Consider the following 26,994-nt stretch of genomic DNA (forward strand, 5'->3'; position numbering starts at 1 on the left):
GCAGACCAGCTTTGAGCGCGACCAGCTTTGAGCGCCTGAGATGACGGCACTAAGCACAAGAAAACAGATGTCAATGACATCATGTTCTTGATTTATATGGGAACGGCAATCAGCAATGTTATCGAGATGTTTGAGCATATATAGGTCAAAAGACAAAGAAAAAGTGACCTATTTGATCACATTGGCGGGATCAATCAAGCTATTTCTTATCTCATTGTTTTTAAGGGTTATGCATAAAAAGCGATCGAGTATGATCAGCCCCTGATTTTATATTGGATTGATTGTTATCATATTTTTTATTTTAAAATGTTATTTTTATTTTCATTTAATTATGTTTTTCAAATAAATTTTCATTGCTAAATGCAGTATTTTTCACTACTATTATTTGATAATCATTGGAGATATATTTTGCGTAGAATCCACTTAATCATGATGTTTGTTTTACTGACGTTTGTCGGTCAAACTTTTGCGTCTGTGATTATGCCTGGTACTATGCCAATGAATTCAATGACGACTTCAAATATGCCTGCTGAAAATGGCAAAGCATGTCATGACGCTAGTATGCAAATGAACATGAACATGGATATGAGTGATGGTGCGGATGATAGTTGCTGCGCCCAAGCGTGCCATTGTCCTGTCGGATCATGTTTATCAGTCGCTTTAACGATGGCGATGCCAACGCTTAAATCAGAAGTCAATTTAGTTAATGCTGCAACAATGTTTACCTCAGCACTAATGCCTCAGTATCGTTCTTCTTTATACCGTCCTCCAATATTTGCCTAACATAGGCACAGTTACGCCTTTTTTTTGCTAGCTGTCCTAGCCAATCATGTAGTTTCAATTTTTTAACCTTTTGGTTAATAAACTGACATTAAACCGCGTTGTTTAATGTGACGAAATTTGATTTGGAGGCAATATTATGTCTGCTCTATATCGCAATTCTATTAGTTTTTTTCGTGTCATAGGTACTATTTTTATTCTGCAAACTATGGGAGGGATATTAATTGCCCGTGCAGCAGAGCCCGGCACTACGGAGCCATTACTCACCGTTTATAAAGATGCTAATTGCGGCTGTTGTGAGAAATGGCTAACGCATATTAGTGAGCGTGGATTTAGTGTTAGTGCCCACAATATTAACAACCTTTATGAGTTTAAACAGTCAAAGGGCATTCCTGCTTCAATGCAATCTTGCCATACCGCTGTGTCATCTCAAGGTTATGTGTTTGAAGGGCATGTCCCTGCAAAATTCATTAGTCGTTTTTTAGCCACCCCTCCTAAAGATGCTATCGGCTTAACCGTACCCGCTATGCCAGTGGGCAGCCCTGGCATGGAGTACCAAGATAAATTTATGCCATATCAAGTCTTACTGTTGAAAAAAGATGGCAGTAGTGAAGTTTACGCCCAAGTGAACTCGCTTGAGGAGTCTGTACAATGAAATCGCAATACATGATAAAACCCATGATTCAAATGACAAACAGTGAACTCAACAACAGCCGACGCCGGTTTGTGTTTGGTGCATCCGCCATGTTGGCATTGATGTCGATCCCTTTCCCTAAAAATGCCGTTGCCAATGCGTTAAGCCAATCGTTGAGCCAGCTCTCTGGCAAAGTGTTTGACTTATCAATTGACTATAAAATGGTTAATTTTACCGGGAAATCTGCTCGAGCTACTGTGGTAAACCAATTACTGCCCGCGCCGTTATTACGTTGGAAAGAAGGTGAAACAGTCACCTTAAGAGTAAAAAATAATCTCGACCATGATAGCTCTATTCACTGGCACGGTATTATTTTACCCACCGAAATGGACGGTGTGCCTGGCTTTAGCTTTGATGGCATTAAACCCGGTGAAACATTTGAGTATCAATTTACCGTCCAGCAAAGTGGCACATATTGGTATCACAGTCATTCAGGCTATCAAGAACAAACCGGTTTATTCGGCGCTATTGTGATTGATCCAGCGACCCCCGATCCGGTTATATATGACCGTGACTATGTGATCATGCTGTCTGATTGGTCTGACGAAGCCCCTGAAAACATTTATGCCAAATTAAAGAAACAAGCCGATTACTATAATTACCGTGAGCGTACGGTAATGGATTTTTTCTCTGACGTGAATAAAAATGGCTTAGCCAATACGTGGAACGCTCGTTCGATGTGGAATAACGCGCGCATGAGTGACAGAGACATATCTGATGTTACGGGTTCAACTTACACCTATTTAATGAATGGCAATCCTCCGCAACAGGGCTGGCAAGGGTTGTTTGAACAAGGTGAGAAGGTGCGCTTACGCTTTATAAATAGTTCTGCTATGACCATATTTGATGTACGTATACCGGGTCTCAAAATGAGTGTTGTCGCCAGTGATGGTCAGAACATTCAACCGGTATCTGTGGATGAATTTCGAATCGGTGTTGCTGAAACCTATGATGTGGTTATTGAGCCAGAGGTTGATAATGCCTATTGTATTTTCGCTCAAAGTATTGACCGCACCGGCTTTACGGTAGGTAACCTTACCTCAGATGCCAGTTTACATGCTCCTATTCCCCCAATGGATCCAAGGCCAGTCCTTGGCCACAGTGATATGGGCATGGATATGAGTGATATGGATATGAGCGGTATGGATCATAGCAAAATGGACATGGGCGCTGGTGATATGTCAGGCATGGATCACAGCAAGATGGCTATGGGTGGCGGTGATATGTCAGGCATGGATCACAGCAAGATGGCTATGGACGGCGGTGATATGTCAGGCATGGTTCATAGCAAGATGGCTATGGGCAGCGGTGATATGTCAGGCATGGATCACAGCAAGATGGCTATGGGTGGCGGTGATATGTCAGGCATGGATCACAGCAAAATGGCCATGGACGCTGCGAAAGCGACAGTCTCAGGACTAGGGCTTGCAGGCTTTGGCAGTAACAATGAAATTAAACACATTGACACCGAGTTCGGCCCACAAGTGGATATGCGTGCAGATGCGCCAAAAAGTGGTTTACACGATCCCGGGATTGGATTGCGTGACCATCAACAACAATTTAATCGCAAAGTATTAACTTATGGCGATATTAAAGGCTTACATCCTACCTACGACACGCGCCAACCTAGCCGCGAAATTCAACTGCATTTAACCGGCAATATGAACCGATATATGTGGTCTGTGAATGGGGTGAAATTTATGGACGCCGCGCCATTAGAGTTTGAATACGGAGAAAGACTGCGGATCACCTTAGTGAACGACACGATGATGACTCACCCTATGCATTTGCATGGTATGTGGAGTGAGTTAGAGACAGGCGACCCTGATTTTATTCCCCGTAAGCACACGGTATTAGTTCAGCCGGGTTCTAAGATCAGTTACTTAGTCACCGCCGATGCAAAAGGGCAATGGGCATATCATTGCCACTTGTTATTCCACATGCCAGGCATGTTCAGAAAAGTCGTGGTGAAATAAGGGGAATACAGATGAATAAAACGAATTTAGTGGCATTGGGACTGTTGAGTCTGAGCGCCTCATTGGCTAGCTCAGCTGTGTTTGCCGGCGGTAATGATGATCCTCTATTAACAAAAGTCATGCTGGATCAATTTGAAAAAGGCGTGGATCCGCAAGATCCTACCCAGTTTAGTGCACAAGCCTGGTTAGGTTACGATTTGAATAAGTTGTGGCTTAAAACCGAAGGTGAATATTCAAATAGTGATAAGCAAGACCTTGAAATTCAGGCTCTTTACAGTAAGCCCATCGCACCATACTGGGATGTACAATTCGGTATTAAAACCGATATCAAACCGACGCCGAACCGTAATTGGGCTGTGATTGGGGTTCAAGGGTTAGCGCCATATTTTTTTGATATTGACGCGGCCTTATTCATCGGTGAACAAGGCCGTACGGCTATGCGGTTGAGTGCGGAATATGAACTGTTAATCACTCAAAAATTGATACTCACACCTGAAGTAGAAGTTAATTTATTTGGTAAGGACGATGCTGAACTTGGAATAGGCTCAGGCTTATCTGACGTCAGTGCAGGGCTGCGATTGAGATACGAGATTGTTCGAGAGTTCGCACCCTATATCGGTGTTGATTGGCGTCAGAAGCTCGGTAATACCGCCGATTACGCCCGAAGTGAAGGGGAAGATACACAAGAAACCCAGTTTGTTATTGGTTTTAGCGCGTGGTTCTAAGACCTCGTTCGTACACTGAGTTATAAGCTTGGCGCCAAGATGTTAGCTAAGCCAATATTAAATCATTTATGTAAACCGTTTTTCGATCGTTAAAAACAATATAAAAGGAAATATCATGAAATTATTTAACAACGTTTTAGTCGTAACAAGTCTATTCCTGAGTGCTTCAGCATTTGCTCATGTCGGACTGGGCAGTTCTATGCCCACTAACGGTGCCATGCTAAGTCAAGCACCAACAACGCTTGAACTGACCTTTACGGCTCCGGTACGTTTGGTCAAATTAACAATGCAAGATGAGAAGCAGCAAAGCGTACCGCTAACATTACCTTCAAGTGCGACCAGCCAAGCAGCATTTTCATTCGCTCTACCAGCATTAAGCGCAGCTAATTACACGGTTAACTGGATGATCATGGGTGATGACGGTCATAAGATGAAAGGCAACATGAGCTTTATGCTTCACGACTCTGGCATGAACACTCGCAGTGCACCGCCTATGACAATGGAGCATGAGACTAGCGAGCACACTGCACATCAATAAGTGGATGAGTAAACATGATATTAACCGTATTTGAAATATCGGTGTTGATATCTAAATGGGTTATCTATCTGAGTGTTGCCGCTGTTATTGGCGGCACATTGATGCAATACCTCATTAAGGGTCAACTTAATCTGAGCATTAGCGTTGCAAAATATACCGGCCTAGGTGCCGTATTGGGATTGATTGCCGTTAGTATCAATTATTTTGCGCAAGTAGGGGCTTTTGCTGAAAACGGCTTGATGGGAATATTTGATGCGCAGATGCATGCTTTTCTGTGGCCAACCCAGGTAGGGCAAACGGTGCTTTGGCGCTTAATCGGTTTTGGGTTAATGCTAGTGGCTAGTGGTTTACTGTTACATAAGAACCGTTATATCAAAACGTTTTCTGCGGTATTAGCGATTCTCAGTTGTCTGTTAATTGCTGTCACGTTTACTTTTATTGGCCATAGCACTGAACTGGGATTGCTTGCTCAAGGCTTAATATTGATACACGTGTTGATCATTGGCAGTTGGATAGGCGCTTTTTATCCATTATGGAAATTATGCTGCACCGATGACCACATCGTCATAAAAAATGTCATGGATACATTTGGTCGTTTAGGCATAGTGATTGTCATTCTAGTGTTGCTTTCAGGCATGGGAATGGTGTGGATGTTGTTTGATAGTCCCACTGAATTAATCAGTTCCGATTATGGTATTGCGGTCACCATCAAGCTCTGTTTGGTGGCTATCATTTTGCTTATAGCAGCATGGCATAAATTGGTTTTAGTACCTAAATTAACGATTGCGAACACATTACTCGCAAAACAAAAACTACAAAAATCGATTGGATTAGAAGCATTAATAGCAGTACTGATATTAGCGACAACAGCGGTACTTTCGAGCGTGCTAGGTCCTATGAGCCTTGGATAATCACTATAAATTAACAGAGAGATAAAAATGAAAAATAGCCCTTTAACAATACTCATAACGACCGGGATATTACTGATGTCCGCAGGACAAAGCTCATTGAGCTTCGCCCATGGTGATGAAACTCACCCTATAGAACAAAAAGCGTTTATCGGTGTTGATTCCGCCGCGGGTAATGTCGTCAAACAATTTCATGCTGCATTACAAACGGGCAATGAGGCTATTGTTAGGCAGTCATTAGCAGCCAATGTGCAAATTTATGAAGGTGGAAAAGTAGAACGTTCACTTACGGATTATGCCAATCATCATATGCTTGCGGATATGGCTTACTTAAAAGGGTTAACCATAACGCCAAAAGAACACCAAATAACGATTACGGGTGACATTGCTATTTCAACGTCAATAAGTCACGCCCAAGGTGAATATAAGGGTAAAAGTATTGACTCGATGACCATGGAAACGCTTGTGTTAATTAAACAAGTGGATGGTAGTTGGAAAATAACCCACGTGCACTGGTCGTAACTAATAAGAATTTCATCAACCAGATAAAGGATTATCTTGAGTTCCTTTGTAGGTAGTGTTCCCAAGAAAACCACAAAGACTCACGTCATGTTAATGCATGATATTTTATGGAAAAGGATTTCCATTTTTTATATAAAAAAGACCGGAGTAATTCCAGTCCTTTTACAAGCCATATTTAAATGTTAATTTTAAATAAGTTTCATAGTTGTAATGCAAGTTCTATCGTTATTGAAAGTAGACAATACTTCTCTCGCCACTCTTTTGCTTCCGTCTTTTGCTTCATAGTAAATATTAAATGCTAAATTTTTATCTTTTGGAACCCAAAAGTCTATAAATCCATCACGTTGTGTCGTCATTTTTTTGTCTATTAATGTTTCACCTGTGTCAGTATCAATCATGACAACTTTCATTGTTTGATTTCTTATCTCTCCGGTACAACCTGTTAAAACATGATTCGTACATGGATGAGAACTATTAATGTACGGAGCTATTGAAAGAAAGAATTGATCTTTTGGTATTGCTACAGAACTACTTTTACCATCTGAAAAAGTTGCAACTATTCTATTTGGTAGAACTTGTATCATTATCCCTTCATTATTTTTGTATAGTGTATGTGCTGTTGTAACAGCACTCTTATAGTCTAAATTTTTAAACGTTTCTGCATTTATTATTGTGGCATATGATTGACTTGAATATGCAACTATAAGTGCTAATAGAATGTGTTTTTTAATCATGGTCTGAGTTTTCCTATATAGTTTATAAAATATTTTTATTTAAACGTGCCTCGCTTATTTTTATTGTAACGATTGTGGTTTTATATATATTGATCTAATTAACATTATTGATATTGGCCTGATGTTTTTGGTCGTTTGTTTTTTTGTTTTTTTGTTTTTTAAATATATGCTTTAACGCTCTATTCTCCTAGGTTTTTAGCTCAGGTTTTAAACTTGCGTCTTCATTTAATTTTTCTACCTAAGTTTTTAAACTTGGGTTTTAAACCTATGTTTATTTTAAATTAATATTTATGTCGGTTTGATATTTTTTTTGCGAAATAGATCACTGTTAAAAATGCTCTAGTTTGTATTATCGATTGGGTTTGTAATTTATTTGTTTATCTTTGATTTTAGTTTTACTTAATATAGTTTCTTATTTGTAACTTAACGTTAATAAGGTTTGTATGTTTAAATATAATAAATATGTTTTGGTGCTATTAGCAATGAGTAATAATGCACTCTCTAATGATGATATTGAGAGTTTTTCTGAATGGATACACAATGGTAATGTTGGAGGTACAGCGAGATCGTACTATTTCGAACAAGATTTTGACGATTCAAATACAGAGAATAGCTCGATTTGGGTGAATGGTGGTAATGTTACTTTTAATACATCAGAGTTTAATGGGTTTAAATTGGGAGGAGAGGTACAGGGGTCATACGTTAGTAATATCAATGATGATGATGATACAACTGCGGGAGATATGAACGCACAAGGTCTTGTATTATCGGAAGCTTTTTTGAAGTATCAGTTTGGTGATACTGTGTTTTCTGGAGGTAGACAACACTTTTCATCACCCCTTATCGCTAACTCAGGTACAAGATTGATAAATGAATCTTTTGAAATGTATCAGGTGTCTTCAAGTCATTTTGATGGTACTGATATTTCGATTGGATATGTGACTAAATATCAGACTCGAACAGATAAATCGTTTTATGTTGATAATGAATTTGTTGATTTTGATTTTAATGGTTCTGGCTCTCCTGGCGATTTTTATAAAATAGGTAATGATGGCGTTTTTTTCGTACAAGTTAACAAGCGAATTGCTAAAAAATTCAAAGTTAACTCACAGTACGCAAATGTAATAAATGAAGTCCAAGCACTTTATGCGGATGTCGAATATACATTGCCAACTAACTTTAACAGTTATATTGCAATGCAATATTACAAAACTAAGTGGGATAAAAATGAACTAGTCGATAATGATCTTTTGGGCTTTAAAGTAGGTTTCAGTCAGGGAGGAGTAGATTTTTTTGCTGGTTATACATTAGCTGGAGGAAATGAAGGAGAAAATAGAGTTTTTAGAGGCATTGGTCAAGGAGCTTATTATCAGTTTACTGCCACTACTAAAACTGCGGGTGTTGGGGCATTTGAATCTGGAACAAATTCGTATCAATTGGGGTTAGGTTCTGCTATCTCTAATCTTAAAGGTAAAATATTTTATACATCTTTTGACAATCCCATAGTGGGAAAAGATTTAAATGAATGGACGGTTAATCTTGCATATCAATTTGATGGTAAACTCGAAAATATCGGTATATCAATTGATTTTTCAATATTGGATTATGAAAACAATCAAAAAGACGCTACAGATTTAAGAACGAAATTCATTTACAGCTTTTAAAGGTTGTAAATGTTTTTGACAAATGTTAATTCCCTAATAATTATATTGTAATTGTAAATTCAGGTCGTGTTAATGGGTGTGCTTGGGTTTACAATTTTATATGAAAAATACGTCTAGATGATTAAAGTTGAAAAACTTGTTATTTGATAATTTATCAATATCTACGTTTACAAAAAAATTCATCTTGAATGTATTTTAGAACCAGGGGGTTACACAGGGTGAGATTATGCTTTGTAAATTCTGTTAACATTTAGCTATTTTGTTCTTAAGTCGACTTAATGCGAGATTATTGATTGATATAAATCATCCATAATCGAATGAAATTCGTTCGACTGGATAGGTTTGTTAACCAATTTAACAATGTATAATCCGGCCCTGGGGGGTTACAAACATAAGCAGGGCGAGATCGTGAATATATTTTAACCGTTTTGAGCTAAATTTGACGGACGGCATCGATTATGATCTTATGCTCTCTTTTTCTTATAGAGAGCATAAGAGCATGTACCTTGAAGCCTTCACATCACATTTCAACTCGATTGCTGACAGCCGACAATCTGCCAAAGTGACTTACCCGTTGCATGATGTATTGTTCGTCACTCTGTGTGGTGTGATTGCTGGCGCCGAAGGTTGGTCTGAGATCCACGATTATGCTGTCGGGCACCATAATTGGTTTAAAGAAAAGGGAATTCTGACCGAAGGTGTCCCTGTCCGGGGGAAGCACAACCTATATTTTCATTTCCATAACTGAAACAAGTCCGGCAGTGTTTATTTCTCCGGGAGTTGGCTGGATATTCATTTCCTGGCGTACTCTGACGCCGGGTATTGATGAAGCAATCCAGCCTTCCTGATAAGTATCGAATGGCTTCTGTTTGCTGCATGACAGGCTAATGACATCTTTGTCATTTAAATCTTTATTCTCAGTGTTGGGGCTCCGGAATCCTTTGCTCCAGTCTGGGCACGGATAAGATAAAACGAGTTGAGCGTACGTCCGATTCCACCTGCACTCTTCCGTGATGTGCTTCCACGATTGACTTCACAATTGCAAGGCCGATGCCGCTGCCTTCTCCTTTTCGTTGTCTGGACGGATCCACCCGATAAAAACGGTCAAAAAGCCTTGATAAATGCTCTTCAGGGATTGGTTTCCCCGGATTTTCAATCACCAGGTCAAAAAAGCTCTCTTGCTCTCTTATTGAGACGGTGATTGCCTGTCCCTCCGGGGTATAACGCAGGGCATTGGATAACAGATTATTGATCGCTCTTCTGAACATTTGTGGATCTCCCTCAACCAGGCAGGGCATCCCGTTAAATTTGAGCGTGATATTGCGTTCTTCGGCCCAGGCTTCGAAAAACTCGAAGACTTTCATGACTTCTGCTCTGAGGTCAAACCGGACCCTGTCAGGTATAAGCTGATTATTGTCCGCCTGCGCCAGGAACAGCATGTCGCTGACCATTTTGGTCATCCGGTTATACTCTTCAAGACTGGAGTAGAGGACATCCTCAAGTTCCTTCTGGGTTCGATCCTGACTCAGTGCGATTTCAGTCTGCGTCACCAGATTGGTGATGGGCGTTCTGATCTCGTGCGCGATATCGGCAGAGAAATTGGCCTGGCGGGTAAAGACATCCTCAATCTTTCCAATCATATGATTGAACGAGATAACCAGCTGTTCCAGCTCAATGGGAACGCGTGTCGGTTCCAGCCGCGTATCAAGATTCTCGGAGGTGATGCTTTTAATGGCATTGCTGACATTACGAAGGGGCAGGTGCCCCTGACGGACAGCGATGCGAATGATCAGAACAATCAGCAGGCTTATCACGACGGCAATCGCAATCAGATTTTTTTTCAGCGCATCGAGGTAATGGAGATGGAAATTAATGGAGAGGCCAGTCAGCATGACATAGTTCTGCTGTTTGCCCTGAAATATCGCCTGGCCAGAGGAGGCGATAATCCGGTATGTTTCCATCTTCATTTCAGACCCGGTATCCATCGGTCTCGCAGGATCCTCCACCGTCCAGAGAAAGACATCCCGTGCGTGGCTGTGCTCGCTAAAATCTGCTGAATTCACGGCCGGGCGTAGTGCTGCCCCCTGCGCTGAACTAAAGAGCACCTCACCCCTGGGATTGAGGAGCAAAAGGGCAACGTTGCGGTAGCTGGCAATCGATTCCTTTATTTTGCTTACTTTTTTTTCATCTGGATCTTCCGGGGACTGGAGTATACGGTTCAGTGTGGTGCTGATTTGTTGAAGATCGCTGACATCCTGCTCGGCAAAATGATTTTCAACAGAATGCAGCATAAACCAGGTGAAGGCGATAAAAGCCAGTATCGTGGACAGGCTGATAAAAAAGGTCAGCCGCAGGGAGAGTGAGAAAGGGTGCCTGGAAGGTTTGCTATGCATCCGGGACCTCCAGCATATAGCCCACGCCCCGGACTGTCTGGATCAGCTTTGTCTCGTAATCGTTGTCTATTTTAGCGCGGAGTCGCTTTACGGCGACATCAATCGCGTTAGTGTCGCTGTCAAAATTCATGTCCCAGACCTGAGAGGCAATCAGGGAACGGGGAAGAACCTCTCCCTGATGGCGAATGAAAAATTCCAGCAGGCTGAACTCTTTACTGGTGAGCACAATGCGGTTTCCGGCGCGACTGACTTTTCTGGATACGAGATCAATCGAGAGACCAGCCACCCTAAACTGGCTTTCCGTGATCATCGTGTTTCCCCGCCTCAGAAGGGTTTTCACCCGGGCTAGCAGTTCGGCAAACGCAAAGGGTTTAACCAGATAATCGTCCGCACCCAGTTCCAGTCCTTTGACCCTGTGTTCGATCGTGCCGAGGGCCGTCAGCAGTAAGACCGGCATACCCTTTCCGGCAGTGCGCAGCATCCGGATGATATCCCAGCCGTTCATATCAGGCAGCATGATGTCCAGAATGACTAAATCATACTCGGCTGTCATGGCGAGATGATATCCGGTAAGACCATTATCAGCGTGATCCACTACGAACCCTGCCTCTCTAAGCCCTTTGCTGAGATATTCACCTGTTTTAATTTCGTCTTCGACGATCAATATTTTCATCTTGCTCCCCGGCTGGCTGCTAAGGTCATTCTATTGCGCCCACGATCATTATCAACGGATTACAGCAAAAATGACAACATTGTCATTATCCTGTCACCCGACAAACAGAGAGCGTTCGGTAAAGTACCCCTATCAATACTCTGGACTTCATTTGAACCATTTACCAGGTCTGCCTGGACGAGAAGCGTTATGTTCAAATTAAAATTACTCAGCATTAGCACGATATTCATCCTGACCGGTTGTGTCTCTCTGGCACCTGAATATCAGCGCCCGGCAGCACCGGTACCCCAGCAGTTTTCACTGTCCCGAAACAGCCTTACGCCAGCAGTGAATGGTTATCAGGATACGGGCTGGCGTAACTTTTTTGTCGATCCCCAGGTTACCCGGCTGATCGGGGAAGCCCTTGCTAATAACCGTAATTTGAGAATGGCTGCCCTGAAGGTTGAAGAGGCCCGGGCCCAGTTCAACGTCACGGATGCAGATCGTTATCCCCAGCTGAATGCCTCATCCGGGATCACCTACAGCGGTGGTCTGAAAGGCGACAAGCCGACCACACAGGAGTACGACGCGGGTCTGGAACTCCGCTATGAGCTCGATTTTTTCGGCAAGCTCAAGAACATGAGTGACGCTGATCGCCAGAACTACTTTGCCAGCGAAGAAGCCCGTCGGGCTGTACATATCCTGCTGGTCTCCAGCGTTTCACAAAGCTATTTCAGCCAGCAACTGGCGTATGAACAACTCCGTATCGCGCGGGAAACGCTGAAAAATTACGAACAGTCCTATGCTTTCGTTGAGCAACAGCTCGTGACCGGGAGTACGAATGTGCTGGCGCTTGAACAGGCCAGGGGACAAATCGAAAGTACCCGCGCTGAGATAGCCAAACGAGAAGGCGATCTGGCTCAGGCAAACAATGCCCTGCAACTGGTGCTGGGAACGTACCGTGCACTGCCGCCAGAAAAAGGGATGAAAGGCGGTGAGATCGCGCCAGTTAAACTGCCATCAAACCTGTCGTCACAAATTTTGCTGCAGCGACCGGATATTATGGAGGCGGAATACCAGCTGAAAGCGGCTGATGCGAATATTGGCGCAGCGCGGGCGGCCTTTTTCCCGTCCATTACCCTGACCAGTGGCCTTTCCGCAAGCAGTACGGAGCTGTCCAGTCTCTTCACGCCAGGAAGCGGAATGTGGAATTTTATCCCTAAAATTGACATTCCTGTTTTTAATGCCGGCAGGAACAAAGCCTATCTCAAACTGGCAGAAATTCGCCAGCAACAGTCGGTGGTTAATTACGAACAAAAAATTCAGTCCGCCTTTAAGGATGTTTCCGACACGTTTGCGCTGCGCGACAGCCTTAGCCAGCAACTTGAGTCACAGCAGCGTTATCTTGATTCACTTCAGATAACTCTCCAGCGAGCCAGAGGATTGTATGCAAGTGGTGCTGTCAGTTACATCGAAGTGCTGGATGCAGAACGTTCCCTCTTCGCTACGCAGCAAACCATTCTCGATCTTACCTATTCCCGACAGGTTAACGAAATTAATCTGTTTACTGCGCTGGGTGGCGGTTGGGTAGAATAAATTTATTTAATTAATCAGGAAATTAAAAATGCGTAATTCACTTAAAGCTGTTTTATTTGGTGCCTTCTCTGTCATGTTTTCTGCCGGTCTTCATGCTGAAACACATCAGCATGGCGATATGAATGCTGCCAGTGATGCTTCGGTACAGCAGGTTATCAAGGGCACCGGTGTCGTTAAAGACATTGATATGAATAGTAAAAAGATCACCATTTCGCACGAAGCAATCCCTGCGGTGGGCTGGCCTGCAATGACCATGCGCTTCACTTTTGTTAATGCAGACGACGCTATCAATGCCCTGAAAACCGGCAACCATGTCGATTTCTCGTTTATTCAGCAGGGCAATATCTCCTTACTCAAAAGCATTAACGTTACGCAATCCTGATTGACTGTCCGGAGCGAATACATCCAGTGCGCCTGAACATTCATTAAGGGATTACTGTGAATGAATGATCGGGCGCATATGCCAGGTGTTTTGATTTTTCAGCGAGAAATTGTATGGCTTCTTTAAAGATAAAATATGCTGCAATAATTATCAGCAGCCTCCTAGCAGGAGGGCTGATATCGGTTACTGCCTGGCAGTATGTAAACTCATCACAAAAAACAGTACAAACAGAACAAAAGGCACCGGAGAAAAAGGTACTTTTCTGGTATGACCCGATGAAACCGGGTACCAAATTTGATAAACCCGGAAAATCTCCCTTTATGGATATGGACCTTGTGCCTAAATATGCTGATGAAAGCGACGAGAAAAGCAATGGCGGGATCCGTATTGACCCAACGCAGGTTCAGAACCTGGGATTAAAAACGCAAAAAGTCACGCGCGGAATGCTGAATTATTCTCAGACGATCCCGGCGAATGTCAGTTACAACGAGTATCAGTTTGTCATTTTGCAGGCACGCTCTGACGGTTTTGTCGAAAAAGTGTATCCCCTGACGATTGGCGATCATGTGAAGAAAGGCACTCCGCTTATCGATATCACCATTCCTGAATGGGTTGAGGCACAAAGTGAGTTCCTGCTGCTATCCGGTACAGGCGGTACGCCAACCCAGATAAAAGGGGTTCTGGAGCGACTTCGTCTGGCTGGTATGCCGGAAGAGGATATTCAAAGACTGCGTTCAACCCGCACAATCCAGACCCGTTTTACCATTAAAGCACCTATTGATGGTGTCATTACTGCATTTGACCTGCGCACCGGCATGAATATTTCGAAAGATAAGGTGGTGGCTCAGATTCAGGGGATGGACCCGGTCTGGATCAGCGCTGCAGTGCCAGAATCTATCGCCTATCTGCTGAAAGATACGTCGCAGTTTGAAATTTCGGTACCGGCTTATCCGGATAAAACATTCCATGTCGAAAAATGGAACATTCTTCCCAGCGTGGATCAGACAACCCGTACGCTTCAGGTCCGTCTCCAGGTTTCTAATAAGGATGAGTTTCTCAAACCGGGCATGAATGCCTATCTCAAACTGAATACCAAGAGCCAGGAGATGCTGCTGATACCAAGCCAGGCCGTTATTGATACCGGCAAAGAACAGCGCGTGATTACTGTTGATGATGAAGGCAAGTTTGTGCCGAAACAGATCCACGTTCTGCATGAATCACAGCAACAGTCCGGCATCGGCTCCGGCCTGAATGAAGGCGATACCGTGGTGGTCAGTGGCCTGTTCCTCATTGACTCCGAAGCCAATATTACGGGCGCGCTGGAACGTATGCGCCACCCTGAAAAAACAGAAAGCAGTATGCCAGCAATGTCTGACCAGCCTGTAAATATGCATTCAGGGCACTGAGGAGACGACGATGATTGAATGGATTATCCGGCGCTCTGTCGCCAACCGTTTCCTGGTCATGATGGGGGCCCTGTTTCTCAGCATCTGGGGAACATGGACGATTATTAACACGCCGGTAGATGCCTTGCCTGACCTGTCAGATGTGCAGGTCATTATCAAAACCAGCTATCCCGGCCAGGCCCCGCAGCTTGTAGAAAACCAGGTCACCTATCCGCTTACCACCACCATGCTGTCCGTGCCTGGCGCAAAAACCGTGCGTGGTTTTTCACAGTTCGGGGATTCGTATGTGTATGTCATTTTTGAAGACGGCACCGATCTGTACTGGGCGCGCTCTCGCGTGCTGGAGTATCTGAATCAGGTTCAGGGAAAACTGCCTGCTGGTGTGAGTTCTGAAATCGGTCCTGATGCCACGGGTGTGGGCTGGATTTTTGAATATGCCCTTGTCGATCGCAGCGGAAAACACGACCTTTCAGAACTGCGTTCTCTGCAGGACTGGTTCCTGAAGTTTGAGCTGAAAACCATTCCTAATGTCGCTGAAGTTGCATCCGTAGGCGGCGTGGTTAAGCAGTATCAGATCCAGCTTGACCCGGTAAAACTGACGCAGTACGGCATCAGTCTGCCAGAAGTAAAACAAGCTCTTAGCTCATCTAACCAGGAAGCCGGTGGCTCATCTGTTGAAATTGCTGAGTCAGAGTATATGGTCCGGGCCAGCGGTTATCTTCAGACTATTGATGATTTCAAAAATATCGTCCTGAAAACGGGGGAAAATGGAGTACCTGTTTACCTGCGTGATGTTGCCCGCATACAAATGGGACCGGAAATGCGGCGTGGTATCGCTGAGCTTAACGGTCAGGGCGAAGTCGCTGGCGGAGTGGTGATCCTGCGTTCGGGCAAAAATGCACGCGAAGTCATTACGGCGGTGAGGGATAAACTGGACACGCTGAAGGCAAGCCTGCCTGAAGGAGTGGAGATCGTAACGACATACGATCGCAGCCAGTTAATCGATCGTGCGATTGACAACCTCAGTTACAAGCTTCTTGAAGAGTTTATCGTTGTTGCTGTCGTTTGCGCACTGTTCCTCTGGCATGTCCGTTCTGCCCTGGTGGCGATTATTTCTCTGCCACTTGGCCTGTGTATCGCCTTTATCGTCATGCACTTCCAGGGGCTGAATGCCAACATTATGTCGCTGGGAGGGATTGCAATAGCCGTCGGAGCGATGGTGGATGCCGCCATCGTCATGATCGAAAACGCGCATAAACGGCTTGAGGAGTGGGACCATCAGCATCCCGGGGAACAGATTGATAATGCCACCCGCTGGAAGGTTATCACTGACGCCTCCGTTGAAGTGGGTCCAGCGCTGTTTATCAGCCTGCTGATTATCACATTATCGTTCATTCCTATTTTTACCCTGGAAGGGCAGGAAGGGCGTCTGTTTGGTCCGCTGGCCTTTACAAAAACGTATTCCATGGCGGGTGCAGCCATACTGGCAATCATTGTTATCCCTATTCTGATGGGGTTCTGGATCCGCGGGAAAATTCCTGCTGAGACCAGTAACCCACTGAACCGGTTGCTGATTAAAGCGTATCACCCGTTACTGCTCAGGGTACTACACTGGCCAAAAACAACCCTGCTGGTTGCGGCTTTATCCATTTTCACTGTTATATGGCCACTGAGTCAGGTGGGCGGCGAGTTTTTACCGAAGATTAACGAAGGTGACCTGTTGTATATGCCGTCAACGTTACCTGGCGTGTCTCCTGGAGAAGCTGCTGCGCTCTTACAGACCACGGACAAACTAATCAAAACGGTGCCTGAAGTGGCCTCAGTTTTTGGCAAGACCGGTAAGGCTGAGACCGCCACGGATTCTGCTCCGCTCGAAATGATGGAAACCACCATCCAACTGAAACCTGAGGATCAGTGGCGTCCAGGCATGACGATTGACAAGATTATTGAAGAACTCGACAGGACCGTCCGTTTACCGGGTCTGGCCAACCTCTGGGTACCGCCTATCCGTAACCGTATTGATATGCTCTCAACCGGCATTAAAAGTCCGATAGGTATTAAGGTATCGGGTACTGTTCTGTCGGATATCGATGTAACAGCACAGAGTATCGAAGCAGTCGCTAAAACCGTACCTGGTGTGGTTTCCGTACTGGCTGAACGACTGGAAGGTGGACGTTATATTGATGTGGACATTAACCGGGAAAAAGCTTCCCGGTACGGGATGACTGTGGGCGACGTCCAGCTGTTCGTCTCTTCAGCAATCGGTGGGGCTATGGTGGGTGAGACGGTTGAAGGCGTGGCCCGGTACCCTATTAACATTCGCTATCCGCAGGATTACCGTAACAGTCCGCAGGCGTTGAGAGAGATGCCAATCCTGACCCCAATGAAGCAGCAAATTACGCTGGGCGATGTTGCCGATATTAAGGTCGTTTACGGACCAACCATGCTGAAAACCGAAAATGCCCGGCCAGCCAGCTGGATTTATGTTGATGCCCGCGGCAGGGACATGGTGTCGGTGGTGAACGATATTAAGACGGCCATCAGTGAGAAAGTGAAACTGAGACCGGGGACCAGTGTGGCATTCTCAGGACAGTTTGAATTACTCGAGCACGCCAATAAGAAATTAAAACTGATGGTACCGATGACGGTGATGATCATCTTCATCCTGTTATATCTGGCATTCCGCAGGGTTGATGAAGCCCTGTTGATCCTGATGAGCCTGCCGTTTGCCCTGGTTGGCGGGATATGGTTCCTGTACTGGCAGGGCTTCCATATGTCAGTGGCGACCGGAACCGGGTTTATCGCCCTGGCCGGGGTGGCAGCAGAGTTTGGCGTGGTCATGCTGATATATCTGCGTCATGCCATTGAAGCGCACCCGGAATTGTCCCGTAAAGAGACGTTCACACCGGAAGGCCTTGATGAAGCCCTCTATCATGGTGCCGTACTGCGTGTCCGGCCGAAAGCCATGACCGTGGCGGTGATCATTGCGGGTCTGCTGCCAATACTCTGGGGAACCGGTGCAGGTTCAGAAGTCATGAGCCGTATCGCGGCACCCATGATTGGTGGGATGATCACGGCTCCGCTGCTGTCCCTGTTCATTATTCCTGCCGCCTACAAATTAATCTGGCTGCGCAGACATAAAAAAAGCGTGTCCTGAACCTGAAAGGGCACCCCCTGTGGGTGTCCTTCTTTACTGATTCACCCTGACGTCAGGGTTTATATCGATAATATACAGAGGTGAGTATGAAAAAAGTGGTTCTAATGGCGCTGGCTCTCGGCCTTTCACTACCCGCGATGGCGAGTGAAAAAGTGATTGATATGTACAAATCTGAAAACTGTGGCTGTTGTTCCCTGTGGGGCAAAGCGATGGAAAAAGACGGGTTTGAAGTACGAACTCACGTCATGAATGATCAGGCGCTGTCAGCCCTGAAAGAAAAGCATGCTATTCCTGCAGGACTACGAAGTTGTCATACCGCGGTTGCCGGTAATTTGATCATTGAAGGCCATGTGCCTGCGACAACGATACATAAGGCAATGCAGTCTGGTTCGGGTATATACGGTCTCGCCACCCCCGGTATGCCAGCAGGAAGTCCTGGAATGGAGATGGGAGCCCGAAAAGAGGCTTACGATGTTATCGCATTCTCACCGGATGGAAGTAAAAAAGTCTTCCAGCGAATCGAATAGTCAGCGGAACGGCTGATAACGGGACGCCGGTAGCAGGCACTCCTGTGCCGGCGATATTCGTGGTAATCGCATCCATGACATACCCTGAAGACAGAAGATGCTTCGGTATGCATAAGGAGAGTTACTGTGAAAAATGACAATGCAGTGCAACACAACAACCAGACTGCTTCTGAGCAGACATTATCCCCGGACGAGGGCCACGTATTGCATAAGGTGAGAGATCCCGTGTGCGGGATGGCCATCCTGCCCGACAGGGCGCACAGCAGCATTCGATACCAGGACCATCAACTTTATTTCTGCTCCGCCAGCTGTGAGAGTAAATTTAAAGCCCATCCCGATCGTTATCTTACCGAAGATGCCAGTGAACATTCCCATCACCATCACCACGATCATCACGAAGTCAGCCCTGATCAGATAAAACAGCCTCACCACCAGGCGGAAAAAGAGAATTCTGAAGGTGTGTGGACATGTCCGATGCACCCGGAGATACGCCGCAGTGGTCCCGGAAGCTGTCCTGTCTGTGGAATGGCACTGGAGCCGCTTGTAGCTACGGCATCCACGGGGCCGAGTGATGAACTTCACGACATGACAAGACGCTTCTGGCTGGGGTTGTTGCTGGCGTTTCCGGTTCTGGTACTCGAAATGGGATCTCATCTGTTTCCCGACTTGAGGAATACAGTACCGCCACAGTACAACACATGGCTGCAGCTGCTTCTGGCCTCCCCTGTCGTGTTGTGGTGTGGCTGGCCATTCTTCGCCCGGGCCGGAATGTCGTTACGTAACCGCTCCCTGAATATGTTTACCCTTGTTGCAATGGGGACCGGCGTAGCCTGGGTTTACAGCGTCATTGCAACCGTCTTCCCCTCCTGGTTTCCTGCATCGTTCAGAAACATGGATGGCCTGGTGGCCGTTTATTTTGAAGCCGCAGCAGTTATTACGGTGCTTGTTCTGCTGGGACAGGTTCTTGAGCTGCGGGCACGGGAACAAACCTCAGGCGCCATTACTGCGCTTCTGAACCTTGCCCCCAAAACCGCCAGACGGCTGGATCATGACGGTCATGAAACGGATATTAATGCGGAAGATGTCCTGCCTGGCGATAAGCTCCGCATCAGACCTGGAGAGAGTATTCCGGTCGACGGTATCGTGATCGAAGGCAAAACAACCGTTGATGAATCGATGGTGACCGGGGAGTCTATGCCGGTTACCAAAACGAAGGGTGACCCTGTCATTGGGGGGACGATTAATCAGACAGGTAGTCTTATCATCCGTGCAGAGAAAGTCGGTGATGAAACGATGCTCTCACGAATTGTTCAGATGGTCGCTGATGCACAGCGTTCGCGTGCCCCCATCCAGAGAATGGCTGACAGCGTTTCAGGCTGGTTTGTTCCTCTGGTGATACTTATCGCGGTTGTTGCTTTCGTGATCTGGTCTGTCTGGGGGCCCGAGCCCAGGATGGCGCACGGTCTGATTGCGGCTGTGTCGGTCCTGATTATTGCCTGCCCCTGCGCACTGGGGCTGGCCACACCGATGTCGATAATGGTGGGGGTAGGCAAAGGAGCCCAGGCCGGGGTGTTAATCAGGAATGCCGAAGCCCTTGAGCGTCTTGAAAAAGTGGACACGCTGGTTGTCGACAAAACAGGCACGCTCACGGAAGGTTCGCCTACGGTGACAGGGATTATCAGTCTCAATCCGGGTGGGGAAGCATCTCTTTTACGTGTAGCGGCCGCAGTGGAAAAAGGCTCGCAGCATCCGCTGGGTATGGCTGTAGTCCGGGCAGCCCAGCACAGGGGGATCATGATACCCGCAGTCAGTGATTTCAATGCTCCGTCGGGGAAAGGTGTTTCAGGCGATGTTGAAGGTCAACGGGTTGTTATTGGTAATGAACTGGCTATGCAGGAAAACAGTATCGTTATTGATAATCAAAAGGCCGTTGCGGATACGTTGCGGATGGAAGGCGCTACCGTTATCTATGTGGCCACAGATGGGTACCTTGCAGGCCTGATAGCTATCTCGGATCCCGTGAAAGCAACCACGCCGGATGCGCTTAAAGCTTTGCGTCAGGCGGGGATCCGCATTGTTATGCTCACCGGGGATAACCAGCTTGCTGCTGAAGCAGTCGCACGGAAACTGGGAATAGATGAGGTTGAAGCCGGGGTTCTGCCTGACGGCAAAAAAGCAGTGATAACCCGACTGAAAGCGTCTGGTCATGTGGTTGCGATGGCGGGGGACGGTGTAAATGATGCCCCGGCGCTGGCAGCGGCTGACGTGGGCATAGCTATGGGAACGGGTACAGATGTGGCAATTGAAAGTGCCGGAGTCACCCTTCTCAAAGGCGACTTGATGATACTGAACAGGGCCCGTCATCTGTCAGAGATCACCATGAAAAATATCCGACAGAATCTGTTTTTTGCATTTATCTACAACGCACTTGGCGTGCCTGTGGCTGCAGGTCTGCTTTATCCTGTGTATGGAATACTGCTGTCGCCAGTTATTGCGGCGGCGGCCATGGCTCTTTCCTCCGTCAGCGTCATTGTGAATGCGTTGCGTCTGAAAAGTGTCAGGCTCGGGAAATAACACTGAGTGAAGGGTCAGTTACGAACAGAAGGAGTCCAGTATGAAAAGTACCACCTATGCGCTTATTGCTGTCGCCGCGATCGCGGCATTTGCCCTCCTGCGCGAACACTGGTCACATGTGGCAGGTTACTGGCCATATCTGTTATTGCTGGTCTGCCCGCTAATGCATCTTTTCCACGGCCACGGAGGGCATGGAGATCATCAACATCACGGAAGTGAAAACGATAAAAAAAATTAATCCGGCAGACGGGGCCGCGTCGCGGTCCCGTTATCAGTCCAGGTATCGTTCGTAGTCTCTGGCATGCGCAAAGGCATGCTGTTCGAGTTTGTTATCAGCGGGTGCCGCTGCCCGGAACGCCAGAGAGTTAACAGGGTTGTTATTGATGACCAGCTCGTAATGCAGATGAGGACCGGATGAACGTCCGCTGTTACCGGATAACGCAATAGCACCTCCCCGTGTAACCCTGGCCCCTTTAGTAACGAGTATTTTATTGAGGTGGAGATAGCGAGTTTTAACACCGGCTTTTCCCGTTACTTCAACAAAATATCCCATGGTACTGTTGTATTCGGCCCGGGTGATTTTTCCGTCGATGACGCTGACTATTTTCGTGTTCATGGGCATGGAATAATCAATGCCATTATGGGGACTCACTTTTCCGGATACCGGGTTAAGTCTTGCAGGATTGAAAGGCGAACTGAGTCTTGCTGTGGCCGGTAACGGATAATCGAGACTGCCTTTCCCGGAAGTATCGGAAAGGTTATAGAACTTTTTATCTGATATACGATACGCCGTGTAATTAAATGAACCGGACGTAAATTTATAGGCCACGACACGTGATTTTCCCGCTTTCTTTTGCAGTACGAGTTTTAATGATTCATTTTTTTTCAAATGCCGCAGATTAAACCGGGAAGGCAAGGAGCGCTGAAGAGTAGCGATCTCGTTCGATTCCAGCCCCGAGCGGGTGGCTGAAAGGCAGGCATTTTCTTTTACGACATCGGTAGAATACATTTACTGGAATTCGCCGTTAGCATGAACACTGCGGCGTATGCTAGGGGTTTTCAGGAGGCGTGTCATCTGTCAGTTAATCGGGAGCACCGTTGATGGTCGTCATTTTTGTAACATATCTTGTTTCCCGTTTGCTCCTGAAGCTCTGGGAACTGTATGACCAGCCCGACGGTGATGATTAACGGGACTGATACAGGTTACGGCAGAGCAATATGGGGCTCATGTCCTGCTACGTAACCCGTCAGTAAAGCCCTGCTGCGCACCTGACGCTAAGCACTAACCCGCCTGCAGTTACCTGGACGAATACAGGCCGCGAAGCTTTCTTGCCTGCGTCTGATGAGCTTCCGCACCGGCATTATTGACCTGCTCATGCACGAGGGCGGCTTTCTCTCCGGCATTCAGTTCGTTAAAAGAAGAAGAGAAGGTCTTTGAATTTTCACCACTCTCGGACAGCATTTTTTTATGTTCCTCAATCATTTTCTGATGTGCATAGGACGGGCTGTTGTTCATAAATGAATGAGCAACAATGGCCCTTTCATGTTCATTCATTTCAGAGAATGAGGGCGTGCTGTTTTTATTAATCCTGTCCGGCAAATTTTCATGCGTCGAGGAATTCACATGACTGACGGCTGAGGCATTATTAACAAATCGATGTGCTTCATGGGCAATATCACTGGACTGAGCAAAAGCTGCCCCACAAAATAAAGCTGTAAACGCAGTGGTCGTGATTAATATATTCATGTGTAATTACCTTCTGAGGTACATAAAAGATGTCCTTATGATCATATATAAAAATAATCAACCTGTGGGGAAGATGACGTAAATGTAATACAGCTATGTACATTACACGATTGTAATGAATTTGTTTCTTAAGGTGTGCTAGCTTCATTTCATTGTAAGTGGATGAACCAGTAATTTAATTTAAATCGGTTCTCGAATTCTGTCAGTAACCATACTTTAAATAAGGGAATGCGCATGCTGTTGAAAACGTCTCGACGAACTTTCCTGAAGGGGTTAACCCTCTCTGGCGTAGCCGGAAGTCTTGGCGTATGGAGTTTCAATGCGCGTTCCAGTCTGAGCCTGCCAGTTGCCGCATCCCTGCAGGGTACTCAGTTTGACCTGACCATTGGTGAAACGGCCGTCAATATCCAGAGGTTGAGCGCCTGCTCGTCTATCCAAAAAGTCAGTGAGCCTCGGTTGGTCAACGCCTTGTTATATTCCGGCCAATTGGTAATGCGAGATTTAGATTTGCCCATCTGATAGCGGTTCCTGCGTGGTATTCACAGGATCTGATCGCATCTGAGACGGAAGGTTCATTCATTTAGGCAACAACGCCATTATCTACTCCAGTTAATCTTAGGTTTCTGACAACTAAAGTCGCTTCTTTAACGCCCGGTCTATGTTCAAAATCACTCATAATGTCTCTCTTAATCATTAACTCATCATTTTTCTGATGATTTAGGTAAAAAGTAATTAACAAAAAATGGCCAATTTTCTAACCTAGACCGTAAACAGCTTAGGTTAGAACCAAGATATTGATTGCAAAGTTCAAAAAGGCTCATTTTAATACTGCTATTATCTTCATCATTGATACCAACATATTGAAAAATACGCATGGATATCTAGTGTTTACTCAACAATCAATACACCTTTATACATTTGCATCTGACAATGAAATGGATACTCACCCTTTTCCAGAGCTGGTAATGATATCGTCGTGGGCTTATCCAGCGCTAAATCCTGGCTAATCTCCAAGTCGGGTAGCAGGACTGTGGCTGAACATCCGGATTTATCTTGGCGTAAAAAAGTTATCTCTGTTGGTGTATTAGCCGAAATTTTAATTCGTGCAGGCGTATACACACCGTCTTTAACCAGTATCAATGTACTAGCGTCAACACTAGAATCCTTTGTCGGTTTATATAGCCAAAACCACCAAATGATAAAACCGATTAATGCGATACACAGTAAATTAATTAACATATTGAAGCTCCTAGTGTTCTTTGGCTTTAAACAAACGTAAACGGTTAGCGTTACTCACTACGGTAAGTGATGAAAAGGCCATCGCAGCCCCGGCAATCACTGGATTTAGCAAAATACCAAAAACAGGGAAAAGCACACCTGCTGCTAAGGGAATACCCGCGACGTTGTAAATAAACGCGCCAAACAAGTTTTGTTTAATGTTGCGCAGCGTTGCTTTACTAATGGCTATCGCATCGGCTAAGCCATGAAGTGATCCGCGCATTAAGGTAATATCAGCGCTTTCTATCGCCACATCAGTGCCTGTTCCAATAGCAAAGCCAACATCGGCTAACGCTAATGCGGGGGCGTCATTAATCCCATCGCCGGTCATACCAACCACTTCATTTTGTTGCTGAAGTTCAGCCACTTTATTGGCTTTATCTTCTGGCATGACTTCTGCGAAAAAATCATCAATACCGACTTTTTTAGCCACTGCGGCGGCGGTCGCTTTATTGTCCCCGGTTAACATTATCACTTTGATGCCACTGCGTTTCAGTCTCGCAATCGCTTCGATTGAATCAGGCTTTATCGGATCTGATACCGCAATAATGGCCAGTAATTGCCCTGCAAGCGCTAAATACATTGGTGTTTTAGCATTTTCAGCTAACACTTGGGCCTTAGCTTCATTGAATCCAATATCAATATTTTTGTCTTGCATTAATTTTAGATTACCAAATAATAATATCTGGCCATCCACTTCAGCTTCTACACCTTTACCTGAAATGGCATTGAAGTGCTCAGTGTTAATGGCTTCAATACCTCTATCATTCGCACTTTCAACAATCGCTTGCGCGAGTGGATGTTCGGAGTGACTTTCAATTCCAGCAGACAAGGCAAGTACCTGCTCTTCACTGTCTGTATTAACCAAAATAATATCGGTAACTTGCGGTTTACCTTCGGTAATGGTGCCGGTTTTATCCAATACCATGGCGGTTATTTTAGACGCGGTTTGCAATGCTTCACCGTTCCGAATAAGCACTCCCGATTCAGCCGCCTTACCAACGCCGACCATCACTGACATTGGCGTTGCGAGTCCTAACGCACAAGGACAAGCAATAATTAATACTGTTGTTGCAGACACGATGGCAAATACACTCGACGGCTCAGGGCCAAAGTTAAACCACACCATGGCACTGACTGTAGCGATGATCATAATGGCGGGCACAAAGTAAGCGGCTATAACATCAGCTAAACGTCCAATCGGCGGCTTAGAGTTTTGCGCCCGTTTGACCATACTAATAATGCGCGCCAGTGCAGTATCTTTACCTACACGAGTGGCTTTAAATATGATCGAGCCTGATTTATTCAAGGTGCCAGTGACCACATCGTCACCGATCACTTTTTCAACAGGCATTGGCTCACCAGTCAACATTGATTCATCAATGGTGCTGTTACCTTCAATAACCACCCCATCAACTGGGATTTTTTCGCCAGGGCGAACTTTAACGTGATCATTAAGTAATACATGAGCAATATCGATGTCGAGGTCTTTTCCATCACGGATAACCCGAGCAGTTTTAGCTTGCAAACCAATGAGACGCTTAATCGCTTCAGAGGTTTTACCGCGCGCTTTAACTTCTAGTGCTAAACCAAGATTTATTAAACCAATAATCATTGCGGTCGCTTCAAAGTAAACATGCCTTGCCATCTCGGGAAATAATTGTGGAAATGCAACTATCAACATAGAGTAAACCCAAGCAGTACCGGTACCTAAGGCAATGAGGGTATCCATATTGGCGTTATGGTTTAAAAATGATTTCCATGCACCGATATAAAAATGCCTACCTGATATCAGCATAATCGCAAGAGTCACCACACCAACCAGTCCCCACACCACTTGTTCTAATAGGGTTGATACCGTCATTTCGCCAATAAACAGTCCATAAATCATCAACGGAATACCGACGGACAGAGCGATAATGGTATGGCGTAATAAACTTTTATAATGTTGCAAATCAGCCTGTTCTTTCTCGTTCATGACATCTTCTGCCGACTCCGCCTTTATTTGAGAGGCATTGTAACCAGCGCTTTCGACCGCTTTTATAATCAACTCGGCAGATGCTTTACCGTTAACTAATACCGTTCTGTCCGCAAAATTCATCTCGGCCGAATCAACGCCTTCTACGTTGTTAATCGCTTTTTCAATTTTGCCAACACAACTCGCGCAGCCTGCGCCGAGAATATTGAGTTGTATGGGTGAGTGTGTAGTGTGATCCATTACTTAACCTCCGTTGAAGTTTCATTAACACAATGGGGAACATCTAATTCCTCTGAAACTATATCCTCTTGATTTGTATTTTCTATTAAATGGCAAATCATGTTTCCTGTAGGTATGTTGTCAGGCATTTGAGACCAATCTTGTATCGCCTTAGAAAGCTTACTTCTTAATTTCACCATTTCGTTGAACTGTTGCTCTGTTTCAAGCAGCTTTACTTTAATTAATTCGCGTACAAGTTGACATGCACTATCCCCAAGATCAGTCTTAGAAAAAATAACTTTAATATCTTCGACAGAAAAGCCTAAATTTCGAGCACTCAAAATAAATTGCATCCTCACCATATCTTTATGGTTGAATGTTTTATAACCATTATTGGGAGATTTGCTTGGATTGAGTAATCCAATTCGAGTATAAAAACGCACAGTATCAGCGGATACACCCAATTTATTAGCGAGTTGAGTCACTTTCATACGACCTCCAAACCAACGTAAGTAACTACGATAGTTCTACTATAACTCTGTGT

At 45.4% G+C, this 26,994-nt stretch carries 23 protein-coding genes and 4 pseudogenes; 17 read left to right on the forward strand and 10 right to left on the reverse strand.

Annotated features, from left to right (window positions below; genetic code table 11):
• Positions 1-138 (reverse strand): transposase family protein (locus L5M71_RS21430; RefSeq protein WP_263220680.1); only part of this gene is annotated, 138 nt, incomplete at its 3' end.
• A gap of 291 nt (positions 139-429) precedes the next feature.
• Between L5M71_RS21430 and L5M71_RS21435 the strand changes: the two genes are divergently transcribed.
• From L5M71_RS21435 to L5M71_RS21465, 7 genes are all read left to right on the forward strand, one after another.
• On the forward strand, positions 430-783 hold the full coding sequence (locus L5M71_RS21435; protein ID WP_239642731.1) for a hypothetical protein: 354 nt from the start codon (positions 430-432) through the stop codon (positions 781-783).
• Positions 784-919: 136 nt separating this feature from the next.
• Positions 920-1,435, forward strand: coding sequence for a DUF411 domain-containing protein (locus L5M71_RS21440; RefSeq protein ID WP_011711622.1), 516 nt, complete (start codon positions 920-922; stop codon positions 1,433-1,435).
• Positions 1,432-3,450, forward strand: a complete 2,019-nt coding sequence (locus L5M71_RS21445; protein WP_263209691.1) for a copper resistance system multicopper oxidase — start codon at positions 1,432-1,434, stop codon at positions 3,448-3,450. The genes L5M71_RS21440 and L5M71_RS21445 overlap by 4 nt, the downstream gene beginning before the upstream one ends.
• A gap of 11 nt (positions 3,451-3,461) precedes the next feature.
• On the forward strand, positions 3,462-4,175 hold the full coding sequence (locus L5M71_RS21450; RefSeq protein WP_011711624.1) for a copper resistance protein B: 714 nt from the start codon (positions 3,462-3,464) through the stop codon (positions 4,173-4,175).
• Between the two features lie 115 nt (positions 4,176-4,290).
• On the forward strand, positions 4,291-4,713 hold the full coding sequence (locus L5M71_RS21455; protein WP_037425940.1) for a copper resistance protein CopC: 423 nt from the start codon (positions 4,291-4,293) through the stop codon (positions 4,711-4,713).
• A 14-nt stretch (positions 4,714-4,727) separates the two neighbouring features.
• The gene (locus tag L5M71_RS21460; RefSeq protein WP_011711626.1) at positions 4,728-5,624 is read left to right on the forward strand and encodes a copper resistance D family protein; all 897 of its coding nucleotides are present in this window, start codon (positions 4,728-4,730) and stop codon (positions 5,622-5,624) included.
• A 75-nt stretch (positions 5,625-5,699) separates the two neighbouring features.
• Positions 5,700-6,143, forward strand: coding sequence for a YybH family protein (locus tag L5M71_RS21465; protein WP_037426042.1), 444 nt, complete (start codon positions 5,700-5,702; stop codon positions 6,141-6,143).
• Between the two features lie 188 nt (positions 6,144-6,331).
• Here the strand turns inward: L5M71_RS21465 and L5M71_RS21470 are convergent, their stop codons facing one another.
• Entirely contained in the window at positions 6,332-6,877 is a 546-nt protein-coding gene (locus L5M71_RS21470) for a CueP family metal-binding protein (RefSeq protein WP_259527414.1), read from the reverse strand.
• Between the two features lie 443 nt (positions 6,878-7,320).
• Here L5M71_RS21470 and L5M71_RS21475 point away from each other — a divergent pair, with 443 nt between their 5' ends.
• The gene (locus tag L5M71_RS21475; RefSeq protein ID WP_011918409.1) at positions 7,321-8,541 is read left to right on the forward strand and encodes an OprD family outer membrane porin; all 1,221 of its coding nucleotides are present in this window, start codon (positions 7,321-7,323) and stop codon (positions 8,539-8,541) included.
• 499 nt (positions 8,542-9,040) lie between these two features.
• Positions 9,041-9,250, forward strand: a pseudogene (locus L5M71_RS21480) (transposase family protein); the annotation flags it as partial.
• A 208-nt stretch (positions 9,251-9,458) separates the two neighbouring features.
• Here L5M71_RS21480 and silS read toward each other — a convergent pair.
• Complete coding sequence (gene silS, locus L5M71_RS21485; protein ID WP_011711631.1) at positions 9,459-10,934, reverse strand: copper/silver sensor histidine kinase SilS; 1,476 nt, start codon at positions 10,932-10,934, stop codon at positions 9,459-9,461.
• A complete protein-coding gene (gene silR / locus L5M71_RS21490; protein ID WP_011711632.1) occupies positions 10,927-11,607 on the reverse strand; it encodes a copper/silver response regulator transcription factor SilR in 681 nt (226 codons plus the stop codon). Before silR ends, silS begins: the two co-directional genes overlap by 8 nt.
• A gap of 189 nt (positions 11,608-11,796) precedes the next feature.
• Here silR and silC point away from each other — a divergent pair, with 189 nt between their 5' ends.
• The 7 genes and pseudogenes from silC (at position 11,797) to L5M71_RS21525 (ending at position 21,521) form a co-directional block, all read left to right on the forward strand.
• Positions 11,797-13,182, forward strand: a complete 1,386-nt coding sequence (gene silC, locus L5M71_RS21495) for a Cu(+)/Ag(+) efflux RND transporter outer membrane channel SilC (RefSeq protein WP_259560926.1) — start codon at positions 11,797-11,799, stop codon at positions 13,180-13,182.
• Between the two features lie 28 nt (positions 13,183-13,210).
• Positions 13,211-13,564 carry a cation efflux system protein CusF gene (cusF, locus tag L5M71_RS21500; RefSeq protein WP_001246153.1) on the forward strand — a complete coding sequence of 118 codons (354 nt, stop codon included), beginning with the start codon at positions 13,211-13,213 and terminating at the stop codon, positions 13,562-13,564.
• A 113-nt stretch (positions 13,565-13,677) separates the two neighbouring features.
• Positions 13,678-14,970, forward strand: a complete 1,293-nt coding sequence (gene silB / locus L5M71_RS21505) for a Cu(+)/Ag(+) efflux RND transporter periplasmic adaptor subunit SilB (RefSeq protein ID WP_259560931.1) — start codon at positions 13,678-13,680, stop codon at positions 14,968-14,970.
• Positions 14,971-14,980: 10 nt separating this feature from the next.
• Complete coding sequence (gene silA, locus L5M71_RS21510; RefSeq protein ID WP_259560933.1) at positions 14,981-18,127, forward strand: Cu(+)/Ag(+) efflux RND transporter permease subunit SilA; 3,147 nt, start codon at positions 14,981-14,983, stop codon at positions 18,125-18,127.
• A gap of 86 nt (positions 18,128-18,213) precedes the next feature.
• Positions 18,214-18,654, forward strand: coding sequence for a DUF411 domain-containing protein (locus L5M71_RS21515; RefSeq protein ID WP_000758228.1), 441 nt, complete (start codon positions 18,214-18,216; stop codon positions 18,652-18,654).
• A gap of 126 nt (positions 18,655-18,780) precedes the next feature.
• Positions 18,781-21,228: an Ag(+)-translocating P-type ATPase SilP gene (gene silP / locus L5M71_RS21520; RefSeq protein ID WP_263209695.1), complete on the forward strand. Its 2,448-nt coding sequence runs from the start codon at positions 18,781-18,783 to the stop codon at positions 21,226-21,228.
• A 40-nt stretch (positions 21,229-21,268) separates the two neighbouring features.
• A pseudogene (locus L5M71_RS21525) lies at positions 21,269-21,521 on the forward strand (DUF2933 domain-containing protein).
• On the opposite strand, the gene L5M71_RS21530 reads toward L5M71_RS21525, so the two are convergent.
• Positions 21,500-22,237: a peptidoglycan DD-metalloendopeptidase family protein gene (locus tag L5M71_RS21530; protein ID WP_011918416.1), complete on the reverse strand. Its 738-nt coding sequence runs from the start codon at positions 22,235-22,237 to the stop codon at positions 21,500-21,502. The pseudogene L5M71_RS21525 and the gene L5M71_RS21530 sit on opposite strands and share 22 nt — an antisense overlap.
• A 288-nt stretch (positions 22,238-22,525) precedes the next feature.
• The gene (locus tag L5M71_RS21535; protein ID WP_011918417.1) at positions 22,526-22,975 is read right to left on the reverse strand and encodes a hypothetical protein; all 450 of its coding nucleotides are present in this window, start codon (positions 22,973-22,975) and stop codon (positions 22,526-22,528) included.
• Positions 22,976-23,209: 234 nt separating this feature from the next.
• Between L5M71_RS21535 and L5M71_RS23155 the strand changes: the two are divergent.
• Positions 23,210-23,383, forward strand: a pseudogene (locus L5M71_RS23155) (twin-arginine translocation signal domain-containing protein); the annotation flags it as partial.
• Here L5M71_RS23155 and L5M71_RS21545 read toward each other — a convergent pair.
• The 4 genes and pseudogenes from L5M71_RS21545 to L5M71_RS21560 all read right to left on the reverse strand — a co-directional run.
• Positions 23,383-23,490: pseudogene (locus tag L5M71_RS21545) on the reverse strand (IS5/IS1182 family transposase); the annotation flags it as partial. The pseudogenes L5M71_RS23155 and L5M71_RS21545 overlap by 1 nt on opposite strands.
• A gap of 373 nt (positions 23,491-23,863) precedes the next feature.
• Entirely contained in the window at positions 23,864-24,214 is a 351-nt protein-coding gene (locus L5M71_RS21550) for a cupredoxin domain-containing protein (RefSeq protein WP_037425971.1), read from the reverse strand.
• Positions 24,215-24,224: 10 nt separating this feature from the next.
• The gene (locus L5M71_RS21555) at positions 24,225-26,471 is read right to left on the reverse strand and encodes a heavy metal translocating P-type ATPase (protein ID WP_037425974.1); all 2,247 of its coding nucleotides are present in this window, start codon (positions 26,469-26,471) and stop codon (positions 24,225-24,227) included.
• Positions 26,471-26,941: a MerR family transcriptional regulator gene (locus tag L5M71_RS21560; protein WP_037425976.1), complete on the reverse strand. Its 471-nt coding sequence runs from the start codon at positions 26,939-26,941 to the stop codon at positions 26,471-26,473. Before L5M71_RS21560 ends, L5M71_RS21555 begins: the two co-directional genes overlap by 1 nt.
• Between the last annotated feature and the right edge of the window lie 53 nt (positions 26,942-26,994).

Source organism: Shewanella sp. SW1 (genome assembly GCF_025653545.1).
Classification (GTDB): domain Bacteria; phylum Pseudomonadota; class Gammaproteobacteria; order Enterobacterales; family Shewanellaceae; genus Shewanella; species Shewanella oncorhynchi.